Annotated in this window: 13 protein-coding genes; 7 read left to right on the top strand and 6 right to left on the bottom strand. The window is 34.9% G+C overall.

Annotation, left to right across the window (positions count from 1 at the left end):
* The first annotated feature begins 145 nt into the window (after positions 1–145).
* From IGJ53_RS03855 to IGJ53_RS03885, 7 genes are all read left to right on the top strand, one after another.
* On the top strand, positions 146–583 hold the full coding sequence (locus tag IGJ53_RS03855) for a DUF1934 domain-containing protein (RefSeq protein WP_002334869.1): 438 nt from the start codon (positions 146–148) through the stop codon (positions 581–583).
* A 75-nt stretch (positions 584–658) separates the two neighbouring features.
* Positions 659–1,279: a DNA-directed RNA polymerase subunit delta gene (rpoE, locus tag IGJ53_RS03860; protein WP_010732114.1), complete on the top strand. Its 621-nt coding sequence runs from the start codon at positions 659–661 to the stop codon at positions 1,277–1,279.
* 265 nt (positions 1,280–1,544) lie between these two features.
* Positions 1,545–2,051, top strand: coding sequence for an RNA polymerase sigma factor (locus IGJ53_RS03865; protein WP_002292824.1), 507 nt, complete (start codon positions 1,545–1,547; stop codon positions 2,049–2,051).
* 16 nt (positions 2,052–2,067) lie between these two features.
* A complete protein-coding gene (locus tag IGJ53_RS03870; RefSeq protein ID WP_259742116.1) occupies positions 2,068–2,967 on the top strand; it encodes an RsiV family protein in 900 nt (299 codons plus the stop codon).
* A 90-nt stretch (positions 2,968–3,057) separates the two neighbouring features.
* Positions 3,058–3,948, top strand: a complete 891-nt coding sequence (locus IGJ53_RS03875) for a polysaccharide deacetylase family protein (protein ID WP_010732116.1) — start codon at positions 3,058–3,060, stop codon at positions 3,946–3,948.
* Between the two features lie 189 nt (positions 3,949–4,137).
* Positions 4,138–4,848 (top strand): LytR/AlgR family response regulator transcription factor, encoded by a 711-nt coding sequence (locus IGJ53_RS03880; RefSeq protein WP_010732117.1) that lies wholly within the window; start codon positions 4,138–4,140, stop codon positions 4,846–4,848.
* A gap of 548 nt (positions 4,849–5,396) precedes the next feature.
* Positions 5,397–6,134 (top strand): sensor histidine kinase, encoded by a 738-nt coding sequence (locus tag IGJ53_RS03885; RefSeq protein WP_259741657.1) that lies wholly within the window; start codon positions 5,397–5,399, stop codon positions 6,132–6,134.
* 49 nt (positions 6,135–6,183) lie between these two features.
* Here IGJ53_RS03885 and IGJ53_RS03890 read toward each other — a convergent pair whose 3' ends face one another.
* Genes IGJ53_RS03890 through IGJ53_RS03915 form a run of 6 tightly spaced genes read right to left on the bottom strand, consistent with a single transcriptional unit; the run spans position 6,184 to position 11,305 of the window.
* The gene (locus IGJ53_RS03890) at positions 6,184–6,921 is read right to left on the bottom strand and encodes a hypothetical protein (RefSeq protein WP_010732119.1); all 738 of its coding nucleotides are present in this window, start codon (positions 6,919–6,921) and stop codon (positions 6,184–6,186) included.
* A complete protein-coding gene (locus IGJ53_RS03895) occupies positions 6,893–7,606 on the bottom strand; it encodes an ABC transporter ATP-binding protein (protein WP_010732120.1) in 714 nt (237 codons plus the stop codon). Before IGJ53_RS03895 ends, IGJ53_RS03890 begins: the two co-directional genes overlap by 29 nt.
* 5 nt (positions 7,607–7,611) lie before the next feature.
* Positions 7,612–8,385: an ABC transporter permease gene (locus IGJ53_RS03900; protein WP_010732121.1), complete on the bottom strand. Its 774-nt coding sequence runs from the start codon at positions 8,383–8,385 to the stop codon at positions 7,612–7,614.
* On the bottom strand, positions 8,375–9,301 hold the full coding sequence (locus IGJ53_RS03905; protein WP_010732122.1) for an ABC transporter ATP-binding protein: 927 nt from the start codon (positions 9,299–9,301) through the stop codon (positions 8,375–8,377). The genes IGJ53_RS03900 and IGJ53_RS03905 overlap by 11 nt, the downstream gene beginning before the upstream one ends.
* A gap of 7 nt (positions 9,302–9,308) precedes the next feature.
* Positions 9,309–10,175, bottom strand: a complete 867-nt coding sequence (locus tag IGJ53_RS03910; protein WP_002400571.1) for a hypothetical protein — start codon at positions 10,173–10,175, stop codon at positions 9,309–9,311.
* A gap of 2 nt (positions 10,176–10,177) precedes the next feature.
* Complete coding sequence (locus tag IGJ53_RS03915) at positions 10,178–11,305, bottom strand: ThiF family adenylyltransferase (protein ID WP_010732124.1); 1,128 nt, start codon at positions 11,303–11,305, stop codon at positions 10,178–10,180.
* Positions 11,306–12,133 lie beyond the last annotated feature (828 nt).

Below are 12,133 nucleotides of genomic sequence, written 5' to 3' on the forward strand. Positions count from 1 at the left end.
ATAAATTCATATTTTCTACAATATTATACTCTAAATTCAAGGAGTTGTTTTGGAAAAAAGGTTTTCTGTAAAAATAGACAAGTTGGTTGACAAAACAAAAGAAACTAGGAACAATGTAGCTATGAGAAGTAAAGGAGAATGAAGAATGGAATTATCACAAGGAACACCGATTTCGATCAAATTGCGTACAAAAGTGAAACAACAAGGGGAAGTGCAAGATTTTTATTTTGATTTGAAAGGGCAAATGGTGACGATTGGCGATACGCTGTACATACGGTATAAAGAGATTCAGGAGGAAACAGGCGATGAAATCCCTGTAACGATCAAATTAGTTCCAGATGGTCATGTACAGCTGATCCGTGCAGGAGAAATGCGAATGCGTCTGAAATTTGGTTATAAAGAACGGTTAGAAACAGCCTACCGAACACCATACGGTATGATCCAGATTGCTACCTTTACGAAAGAACTGCATGTAAGTTTGAAAGACCGTCCCACAGCAGGCAAGGTTCGGATCGATTATGATTTGTTCATGGGACTAGAAAAAATCGGCGAATATTATTTGACATTGGATTTTACAGCGTAAATATAAAAGAAAAGTTTGATTTTTTGTGTCTGATTTTGTATGATAAGGAGTAGACTGTGAAAGGACGTGTCCTGATTGGAAATTAGTGTATTTGAAGGTGCAAACAAAAGCGAATTATCAATGATCGAAGTAGCACACGCGATCTTAGAACAACGTGGCGATGTCATGGATTTTTCTGATTTAGCCAACCAAATCCAAAACTATCTTGGCAAATCAGACAGTGAAATTCGTGATTCACTCGCACAATTTTATACTGACTTGAATATTGACGGCAGCTTTATCTCATTAGGGGATAATCGTTGGGGTTTGCGTTCATGGTATGCTATCGATTCGATCGATGAAGAAGTAAACCATGGAATGGACGAAGAGGATGAAGATACTCCGCGTCGCCGTAAACGCAAGAAAGTCAACGCCTTTATCAATGATGATGAAGACGCGATCGATTACAATGACGATGACCCAGAAGATACAGATCTGACAGAAGAAGACGACGATGATCTGTTTGATGACGATGATGATGAAGATGAAGAAATCGCTGCTTATAATTCTGACTTGCAAGAAATTGGAGCAGATGCCCCAACAGATGATGAAGAAGACTTGCCTGGGAATATCGAAGAAGATTTAAGTATCATAGACGAAGACGATGATGATGAAGACTATGAAGAGGAAGAATTTTCTGACTCTGAAAAAGAATAAACATCGTTTACTGTAGAGGCTGTGACGGAAGTGGTCAACTTCAAGAAATTTCCACTTACTTCCGAAGAAGCTACTTCTAGAACACCGTGTATCAGAGGTTGCAACAGAGACGTTGAACCTATCAGAATAAGGAGGTGTGACATGATTTTTGTCACACCTTCTTTTTTGTATATAAAAATTCAAAGTAAATACATAAAAAATAAAATAATTGAAACTTTTAGCGTACCTTGTACGTCATATTAAGTGAGGCGGAAAGGAGTGGAGAATGATTTTTACTGGATATAAGAAAAAACGGCAGATTGAAAAATACCGTCACCTGCTGAATGGACTCATCGAAACTGATTATCAAAAAATGTTCCGTATCACGATGAATTACGTACATGATAAAGAAGAGGCCTTAGATGTGATGCAAGATAGTTTCCATAAAGCACTGAAGTATTTTGAAAAAGAAAAAGAAATCGAGCATTTTAGTGCATGGTTTTACCGGATATTGATCCGCACGGCATTAGATAGTTGGCGCAGACAAAAAAGGACCCCTGTTGACTTATTTGAAATTCAAGATATCCCGCAGCAATTACCTTTAGAAACTTCCGTTGCAGAACTCCATATGATTTTAGATAAAATAGACAGTCCGGAAAAAGAGATTCTGATCCTTTACTTTTTTGAAGGATTTCGTTTGAAAGAAATTGCGACTATCTTAGATATGAACGAAAACACAGTTAAAACAAAAATGTATCGTTCACTGAATGTTTTACGTCAAATCCTAGAATGAAGGAGAGAAGACCGCTATGTATTCTCAAAAAGAAAAGTTAAAAAAACTAAAGAAAACTTATAAAGAACAAGAAATTCCAAGAGGGCTTCAAGAGAAGATCCGCCAGCGTTTTCTTATCGAAGAGCAATCATTCATAAAAGCAAGACGGAGAAAGAGACGCCTCCAAGGTTTCGGAGTATCTTTGGCTATCGTGATGATTACAACAAGTAGTCTCCTTTTTAATAGTCAAGTTCGAAGCTTTGCAGAAGACTTACCAATTTTAGGATCAGTCATTGAATTGATCTTAGGTGAACGTTTTACTGATCAATCTGAAAAAATCGATATTCAAGTACCGAAGATCCATACTCAAAATGAGAAAGAAAACAAAACGATTCATGGATTAAACCAAAAATACTTTCACGAAGGACAAGCAGATTTTAAAAAAGCTGAAAAAGAATATGGAAATCTTAAAACGGATCATTACCAAGTTCTGGGTGATTATCAGAAAATCGTAGACGATGACCGGTTTCTTGTGATCGAAAGACAGATTACCCAAACAGCAGCGGATAGCCACGTTGAAAAAAGATACGACACAATCGACAAGAAAAACAGTGTCCAGCTCTCACTTCCGCTGTTATTCAAAGATAACACCTATCTATCTGTTTTGACAAAAGAAGTCAAGCGGCAAATGGCCGAACAAGTCAAGGAAGATCCGTCTAAGTACTATTGGACTGAACAAGATATTCAAGAAGGAACGATAGAAAAACCAACACTTGTTACACCAACACGAAGTTTTTATTTGAATAAAGAGCATCAATTAGTTTTGACTTTTTCTCAATATGAAATTGCTCCTGGTTATATGGGAACACCAGAATTTGTCATTCCGAAGTCCGTGACAAAAACGATTTTGGCATCGGAAGATTATTTGGATCATTAGGCGAGAAGTAGTTGCGACTAGCAGTTTCAATTTTTTGCAGTTATTTTCAAGTAAGTAATTAAGAAGAGAAAAAGAGAAAGAAGAGATATAGTGAAAAGAAATTACTTAGTTATCAGTATCATTGCTTTATCCGTACTTTTATTTTTCGAAGTCACTTCGGTCGCCTCCTTGATCAGCGAAGAGAAAGGACAAGTAACTTCTTCGGAGCGTTCGTCACAAGCTTTCAAACAATCAGAACAATCAACGAATAAAAACAAGTCGACTGAAACAGCTAGCGTCAACGAATCCACTCAAGAATCAGTGAGACCAACACAAAGTCCATCAACTGAACCAGAATCAACACAAGAAAGTACAGAAGCTGTCCAAGATCCAACTGTCAAAAGTGTTGCCATCAGTTTTGATGATGGACCAGGAGCGACCACGACACCACAGCTGTTGCAAATACTTAAAGAAAAAAATGTGCATGCTACTTTTTTTGTTTTAGGAGAAAATACGGTGCAACATCCTGAAATTGTGAAGCAGACAGCTGAAGCAGGACACGAGATCGGCAATCACACGTATGATCATCAAGATCTGGCGACGCTTTCTGCCCAGTCGATCACAGAAGAAGTGACAAAAACAGACACTGAGATCAAAAAAGCCACTGGTAAAACCCCCACTTTCGTTCGTCCGCCCTATGGTTCGATCACAAGTGTAGGAGCAAGTGTTATCCAGCGACCAATCATCGAATGGTCGGTCGATTCAGAAGATTGGAAGACAAGAAATCCTGATTTGATTTTGCAGAAGATCCAAGCAACAGTATACGATGGTGCAATTATTTTATTCCATGATATTTATCCTGAAACGATTCGTGCCGTTCCTCAAGTGATCGATTATCTGCAAGAGCAAGGGTATCGCATCACGACAGTGGGGGATTTATTAGGGCATCCAACGACTGTCGAGAACTATTATGGCAGAAACGATCATCGGCCAGTCCAGTAAGTGAAAACAAGTATACTTATAATAAAAAAACTGTCCGCCAATTTTTTTGGTGGGCAGTTTTCACTTGAAAAATAAGGAAGCAAACATTAGGAAGTTATGCTAAAATAGCAATAGAACGCGTCCTGAGGGAATCGAACCCTAATAGTTGTACACATTCAAGGTATGTCAGCATACAATAGGAGTGATATTATGTTGAAGGTTGCTATCTGCGATGATGAACCTGGCATTGCTAACTATGTAGGTAATTTGTTGCAAAATTATGATCCAGATTTATTTGAACCTTATGTATATTATGATCCGTCAAAGTTGATCAAACAAATGGATCAATTAAATTTTGATATGTATATTTTAGATATTGAATTTCCAGGAAAGAATGGAATGGAGGTAGCAGATTTTATTCGGCAAAATGATTTCAATGTTCCGATTATTTTTTTAACGAGTTATCGAGAATATATGGAAAAAGTCTTTAAATTACATACGTTTGATTATATTCTGAAGCCGTTGGAACAGAACTATTTTTTTCAAGTAATTGAAAGGGCTATCAAATATTTAGGAATTTTAAATAATAAATTTGAGTTTTCCTATAGAAAAACGGATTATCGAATCGCGTTAAATGACATTTTGTTTTTTGAAAAAAATAGACGTCAAGTATTCATCAATATGACATCTCAAAACAAATATGTAGCAAATATGTCAACTTCGGAGATCATTGCTAAGCTGCCATCAACATTTGTTCAAACACATGCTTCATTTATTATAAATATGGAGCATATAAGAGAAATAGGAAAAAACTATGTTCGATTAAGCAATTGCGAAAATACCATTGAATTGCCTATAAGCAGAAAGTTTAAAGCAGACGCTCTAACAAAGATACTTATGCGAAAGAGAGATTTATTCTAATGGAAGATGCTTTACTTCGAAATATTAGTCTAATAATGTACGTTTTTTTGCTCGATTATTTTTTCTCTGGAGTAGCAGTAAAAAAAAGTAAGACTTTCTTGATAAATTTAATTATTTGTACGATTATTTTATTCAATTACCTTTCGAATCTTTTTTTACAGTTTGAATATTTACCTTATATTAATATTTTCTTGAGTCTTTTTATAATTGCGAGTATTGCGAAGAAATATTTTTTATCAGATAGTGAGATTTTCTTTTGGATGTTGTTTCTACTAGCAGTTAATTTCATCTGCGAATCGGTTTCAGTCAAGTTGATTCAGTTAGTAATTTTGAATCAGTTAGAAAATACAATTACTCATTATTCGATCCTATTTAGCACTAGTCTCACGTTACTTATCGAAATTTTATTTTTCTTTGGCATGCGACTATTCCTTTCACGAAAAGAAACGCTACATAATCAAATTAATACTATATCTCTCTTAACAATGAGTTCAATTCCGATTATTTCAAGTATCATACTTTTCGGGTTTCTTATGTCAGAAGTAAACATGGCCATCAATAGAAGGATAATAGATGTTTTTATAACGATGGGAATTGTAATCATGAATATTTGTGTTTTATACCTTTATCACAGTATTTCTTTTCATCAAGCATATATCAATCAAATCTCTCTAGAGAAGAAGGCGCTTGAATCAGAAATAAAATATGTGGAGGAAATTAAAAAGAGCCAAGAGAATCTGAAACAAATTAGACACGATTTGCGAAATCATTTTTTGGTTCTATCTGGGCTGTTAGAAAATGAAGATATTTCTTCAGCTAAGAAATATCTGAGGAAGACGATGAAACAACAAGAAACGATTACTGACTTTTATACTTCGGATCCCATCTTGAATTATATTTTAAATGAAAAACTGACTATAGCAGAACAATCGGAAATTCAGGTCAATACATCGATTTTTATATCAGAAAATGTAAAAATTGATCATGATATTATAGCAATCATTGTGGGAAACCTAATGGATAATGCGATCGAAGCATGCACTCGAAATAACGGAAAAGGCAAAGATATCATCGTGATTATTAAGCAGTTTAAAAGTGATCTTTTCATAGAGATAAATAATGCTTATTTAGTCAATGAGAGATATACAAGAAAGGAAAGACAGAGTGCTGGTATAGGTATAAAAAGTATAAGATCTTTAGTCGAGAAAAATGGTGGAATCTATCATTCTTGGACTGAAGCTGATAGATACTTTGCAAGCATCGTATTGTTTGACGTTTATGAATAGAGACTGCAGAATTTAAAAGTTAGTCTGTCTGGTTTTCCATTATTGGAATTTAAAGTATTTCTGTTTTTTCTATGCGTTGTGTAAAGGTGATCAGTGTCATTCCAATAATCAGAGCGATAAAAACTGACAGTATAAATGTTAATATTGTGTAATTCAATGCACCTAAAACGACAATATTTGAAACACCTATAATGTTTATAACAGCAGTGATAATGGTCACTGTCTCAGATTGCATTCTAACAGCTACGATTTCAGAGAGGGTAATGATAGAACACAACAGTAGACAACAGGTGATTTTAATGAGTATAGAATGAACGAAAACAATCATGCTTAAGCTTTGTGGATCGTTGAATACAGCATAAAGGAGTAATTCGAAAATAAAGGATACAATTAGTGAAAAAATCGATCCTAACAAGAATATAAGAAAAAAAGAAACATTTTTTGTAAGAAAAAGCTGACTGCGTTTTATAGGAAAAAGAAACATTCGAGCTCTTTGATTTCCAATATACAGATGAACAATCAGTTTCCTAATAAATACTGCGCCTACTATAGACAAAATACAGATTGTAAGAGTAGTGGATAGCGATATCAATCCAATGAAACTGCTAAATAACTTACCATGCTCCTCATATTTACCAATGAAGAGAAAAAATAAGAAAGCGGTTGTTTGAGTGATTAAACCTATCACAAATATTTTTGGCAGTAACTTTTTTATTTTTTTCACTTCATATTGAAATATTTTGATCTTATGGCCCTGTTCATCCTTGGCTGCTTTTTTGTTTATCATAATAATCTCTTAATCCACCCTTCCCTTTATTTTTTATTGTTTCAAGAAGAAGAGGCTCTCTTGGCTCACCATTTTCTATAAAAATTACGGAGTGAATAAATGTTTCTAGATCTTCTAGCCCATGGCTACTTATAACGATAATTCGATCATTGATCTGAGATTTTAAACATTCTATAAAAAGCTGTACGCCGTCAGGATCAAGGCCATTAAATGGTTCATCTAGTAAAATAATTTGAGGATCTGAAAGCAAGCTTATCCCCAACATAAAGCGTTGTTTCATCCCTAATGACATTTTTCTGAAAATCAAAGTGCCTGATACATTCAAAGCGACATCATTTAATAATTCTTGAAGTAAAGGTGGATCAAGCAAGTGATGATAGACAACTTGATCCCAATAAATTTCATCCAATGAAAGACTGTTTAATCCATCCAAATCAATAAAATTAGTTCCAATCATTCCTAGATCAATCATAGCAGGCGCTTGAGATAAATCATCGGTGTAGTTTATCGTCCCACTATCAGGAATCAATAGTCCGCAAATGCATTTCAATAAAGTGGTTTTTCCAGATCCATTGGGTCCTATCAATCCGTAAATCGTGTCTGAATATAAATCGAGTTGTTCGATGTTCAGTCTGAAGTGTTCAGAGGTGGTTTTATATAATTCAGTTATTTCAATTCTTCTCAAAATTTTCAATTCCTCCGTGATAATGCTCTCAATGACAATGCGCCAGTGAGGATTAACCAAATACTAACTGTTAGGATATTTTTTAGCTGAATAAATCCAGAGCCAAAAAAAGAAGTACGAATCAAATTGGCTGTTGGGACAAAAGGTAAGAAATCATATATTATTTTTGTCCATTCAGGCAGTCTATCGGCCGGATAAGTAATTGGTGAAAAAAGTAACCCGCCAATCATGATGATTTGTGTCATTAAAGACACTCCGTTAGTGGGCAGCCAGTAAGCAATACAAAATCCGATAGAAATCATCGACATTTGAGTTAAAATCAATAAAGCGACAGACAGGACAGAAAAATGAATCGCTAGACCAAATTTTAGGGATGAAGCAAGAAAAGACATCAGGATTCCTGGTAAAGAAGCGAATCCCCAGATAATAAAATCAGCAAATAGGAGATTGAATCGGGAAACGGGCAGTGTTCTTTGATAAGAAACGATTCCGTTTTGCTTAGCAGTGCTTACTATCTGTGCCGATAAGACGCACCCGACAGCAATAATCCCAAGTACTATTGCACCAGAGGATAAATAAACAGCGGTTGTATCATCCATTGTTGGAATTAAAAAAGTGAGTCCGTAAACAATTGCTAATGATAGTAGCAGTTGGGCCACTGTAAAGACTGGCAAAAGTACCTTGTATCTTATTAGACTCCATCTAAGTAAAGCGTATAATTGAAATAATCGACTATCGGAAGGGCGTGAATAGGAATCGTAGCTTTGCTTATTTTTCATTCGTTAATCCTCCGTATGTGTTTTCTAATGTTTGAGGTGATAAGCTATAGTTCGTTACTTCTCTTGATGAAATCTTTTCATTAATCCATATCATTGCATCAACTACTTGTTCTTGTGATAAAGTGATATCATAACGTAACTCACCCTTTTGTAAGATACAGCCAATATTTCTAGGTAATTCTTGCATTTCAAATTCCTTCTCAGAGAATAGTACAAGGTGCATTTGGATCAACGTTTTTTCTAACGATTCGCGAACATACGCATCTTTAATTAAAGTTCCCTTATCAAAGAGTAGATATCTATCTGCATATTGATCTACTTCGAGTAAATTGTGAGTTACCACAATTACAATGTGTCCTTTTTGAGCCAATTTTCTTAACGAATTCCAAATGATTTTTCTTCTTATCGGATCAACATCATTTGTAGGTTCATCAAGCAGTAAGATTGGTGGAGGGGCAACAATAGACATGGCAAATGAAGTAAGCCTTTGCAATCCGCCTGATAGTTTCTGCCCTTGCACATGTGCCCATTTCGAAATTTTAAGTTCTTGCATAATCTTTATAACATGAGACTGAGTATCAGATTTATTAAATCCTCGTATCCTTAAAATAGCTTCAATAGACTGTTGCATGGTAACCCCATCTAATGGTGCATGAAATTGGGGCATCATTGCTGCAAATTGCCTAGCCATTTTCCAGTTTTTATCTAAAGAGTGGCCTTGGAAAGTAATACTACCGGAAGTAGGTTTTGTTACGCCTATGATTTGATTTAAGAAAGTTGTTTTTCCTGCACCGTTGTGTCCAGTTACAGCAACAATTTCTCCAGGGGAAAAAACGATAGTTATATTTTTATTGGCAAAATTACTACTATTTTTATATTTTTTTGAAAGAGAATGGATACTTAAATGATTGTTCATAGTAAAATCACGTCCTAAAGTAGTTGATTGTTGGTATTAACCACACTAAAAGAATGAATATATCTGCTCCCATTCCTAGAGCAAGGATTAATTTCGAATGGCAAGTCTTGTTATCAAACAAAAAAGGATCATCCCTAATCATATTTAAAGTTAAACGTATGTCAGTTGTACTGTAGACTCGAAATTGCCAAGCAATTCGAGTAATCAAGACACCTTGAAAAAGCAGAATAACTTCGAAATTAACGCCAATCATCGGGAAAAAAAGGAGCAGTAAAAGGATACACAAATCTAAACATATCCCTGATAATATGGCCGCCATTCTCCCTAATAAAGACCAGGTCCACACATGGGTCATTGATATGGTAGCAACTGCTTTTTTGAAACATAAATTTAGTTCTTTTTCTTTTGAGAACAGTCTATTTGAAAAAATAAGGTGCATGATTTCATGTAATCCTGTAGTCAAAGTCGTAAAAACAATGAGCTGAGCCAAACCTATAAGTGGATTTTCTATTAAAAAAATGATGCTTGATTTAAATGGAAGTCCATTAAGATATAGGAAAAGAATCACCATGAAAAATGAAATAAAACCGGCTAGCAAGACAAAAATTGAGAAAAATCTAAATAGAGCAGAGTGAGGCTCTACTGGAATTTTTATGTTTCCAGATGTTCCTTCAAGAAAGCCACCATCATTTAACATTGTGATAAATAATGAATCAAGCAAGTCATTGTTTACTTTTCCTTTTTTTAGAAGGTTTAATGTGTTTCTGTCAATCACCAAAGGATTTCCTGATCTTGACACGATTATCCATTCACCGTTTTTTAATTTTCTTTTTTTGTATGGAGCCAACGTGAGGAAGTCAGACAAAATAATCACTCCTACTGTTTATAATACTGAAAAATTGCCCAGTCATCATGGTTGCCAGCTCCACATGTAGGACACTCACTGGCAAACCTAGGCCAAGATGGGTGACAGAATGATGAGCCATCCTCGTAGTTGATTTCGTACTGTGTTCCTAAACTTCTAGGTGGTGCGTATTGTGTGATTATTCTGACTACTTCATCAACTATTCCGGCAACTAATTGGAAAATTCCTGGACCGTAAGCAATAGAAGGAGGATTAAAGTTTATATTTCTGAATCCAATGAATTGCTCAATAAATTTTGAATCATTTTTGCTGAAGTGAAGATTTAGGCAATCAAAGCATCCGGTAACTCTAGGAACAACACTATAGACTCGTCCTCTACTTACTTGAGAAGCACCAAATACGCATGGAATTCCTGCTTTCACAATCGCTTCATTCACTATTCGATGAATAATAAATGGAGGCTCATCAATTGCACAGATGACTATATCAACATCATTTATTAGTTCTAATACGTCTTCAACAACAACTATTTTTTTATCAAAAGCTTCAATTTTAATTAATGAATTCATTTTTTCTACTGCACTCTTAGCAATTTCTGTTTTCTTTTTTCCAATATCATTCTCGCGATAAAGAAATTGTCTACCGAGATTTCCAAGTTCGACAATGTCATAATCGACTATTTTTATTGATTTTGGTCCTAAGCCTGCTAAGAGTGTTAGGATATTAGAACCACCACCGCCTAGACCGAGTAAAAGAATTTTTGTTTCATTTATTTCTTTCTGGATTAGAAATCTATCCCCGCTAGTATCTATGAATCTACTGAAATAGTTTACGTTAGGCAGGTACCTTTCCTCTGTTGCTTTATTAGGCAAACTTTCTTCTAATACGCCTTCATCATTTAGGAGATTAATCCCGTCTACTATATTTTGTTCTGTCAGCTCGGGATATTTTTTTTGCATAGAAGTTATGATATGGTCCAATTTATTTTTACTATTCAATAAATTCGCCAATGTCCAAAATTGATTGTCTTCCTCTTCGATTTCAGTTGTTATACCTAATTGCGCGCCAATACGAAATATGTTTGAGTTGAGCTTATATAACGGATAGATTGGTTTTACTCTCGGACTGATATAAGACATTTTCCCTCTCCTTGATGTGAAAAAAGGCGAGAGTCAATCCCGCCTCTTCCATGTGTTTGGACGTGATGTCAAATGACGATCCACCACGCAGTAGCATCGACTTTTTCTGCCTTGCGAATTTTCGCATTTTTCATAGTTTTCCTCCAAACTTATCGATACTTGGAACATACTTAATCTAAGAATTGAAGATTAAGGAAGACAAAAATATGAACGAATCAAGCAAAGAATGTATATCATTCCAAGTATCGATTTTTTATTATTTAGTAATTAAGATCGTCAAATCAATGTTTTATCACCAAATTCGATAAATTAATAATAAAACAAAAATACGTTCAAAAATCTAAATGATACAATTAACCAAGTAGCTGTAATATTTAACCTTATTCAAATTTTAGTGTATAAACAAGATGATTTGACATGAAAATAAAGTTATTCATACAAAAGAGATGAATCAACAAAAAATTAGAAGTATTAGAATATGTCCATAAACAAAAGGGATAAAAGTCAATTATATGTACATTTTATGTTGGAGTGAATAGATTCTGGTGATTTAGTCGAATTGTGATTGATAAGTGGTTAGATGAACAGGTATAATAAGTGCGTATCTACTTTAGCATGTTGTCATGGAAGACATTCAAACATCAGCATTTCAAAAATAAAAGTGACTTGCGCAGCGTTGAGGATAGGAATTAACAGGTAGGTAAATTTTAGGAAAAGCAAAAAGACACTTTCCGTCTCTGGTAGAAAGTGTCGTGAATCCTGCTATAAAAAAATAGAACGCGTCCTGAGGGAATCGAACCCCGTCTCAAGAATAGGAGTGTTATTTTA

Origin of the sequence: Enterococcus sp. DIV1283b, from assembly GCF_051710965.1 — a bacterium.
GTDB classification, from domain to species: domain Bacteria; phylum Bacillota; class Bacilli; order Lactobacillales; family Enterococcaceae; genus Enterococcus_B; species Enterococcus_B lactis.

Excerpts from the sequence above, each read along its gene's own strand:
- IGJ53_RS03855 (WP_002334869.1), top strand. The coding sequence starts at position 146 with ATGGAATTATCACAAGGAACACCGATTTCGATCAAATTGCGTACAAAA.
- IGJ53_RS03880 (WP_010732117.1), top strand. The coding sequence starts at position 4,138 with ATGTTGAAGGTTGCTATCTGCGATGATGAACCTGGCATTGCTAACTAT.
- IGJ53_RS03865 (WP_002292824.1), top strand. The coding sequence starts at position 1,545 with ATGATTTTTACTGGATATAAGAAAAAACGGCAGATTGAAAAATACCGT.
- IGJ53_RS03885 (WP_259741657.1), top strand. The coding sequence starts at position 5,397 with ATGGCCATCAATAGAAGGATAATAGATGTTTTTATAACGATGGGAATT.
- IGJ53_RS03915 (WP_010732124.1), bottom strand. The coding sequence starts at position 11,305 with ATGTCTTATATCAGTCCGAGAGTAAAACCAATCTATCCGTTATATAAG.
- IGJ53_RS03900 (WP_010732121.1), bottom strand. The coding sequence starts at position 8,385 with ATGAAAAATAAGCAAAGCTACGATTCCTATTCACGCCCTTCCGATAGT.
- IGJ53_RS03890 (WP_010732119.1), bottom strand. The coding sequence starts at position 6,921 with ATGATAAACAAAAAAGCAGCCAAGGATGAACAGGGCCATAAGATCAAA.
- IGJ53_RS03870 (WP_259742116.1), top strand. The coding sequence starts at position 2,068 with ATGTATTCTCAAAAAGAAAAGTTAAAAAAACTAAAGAAAACTTATAAA.
- IGJ53_RS03905 (WP_010732122.1), bottom strand. The coding sequence starts at position 9,301 with ATGAACAATCATTTAAGTATCCATTCTCTTTCAAAAAAATATAAAAAT.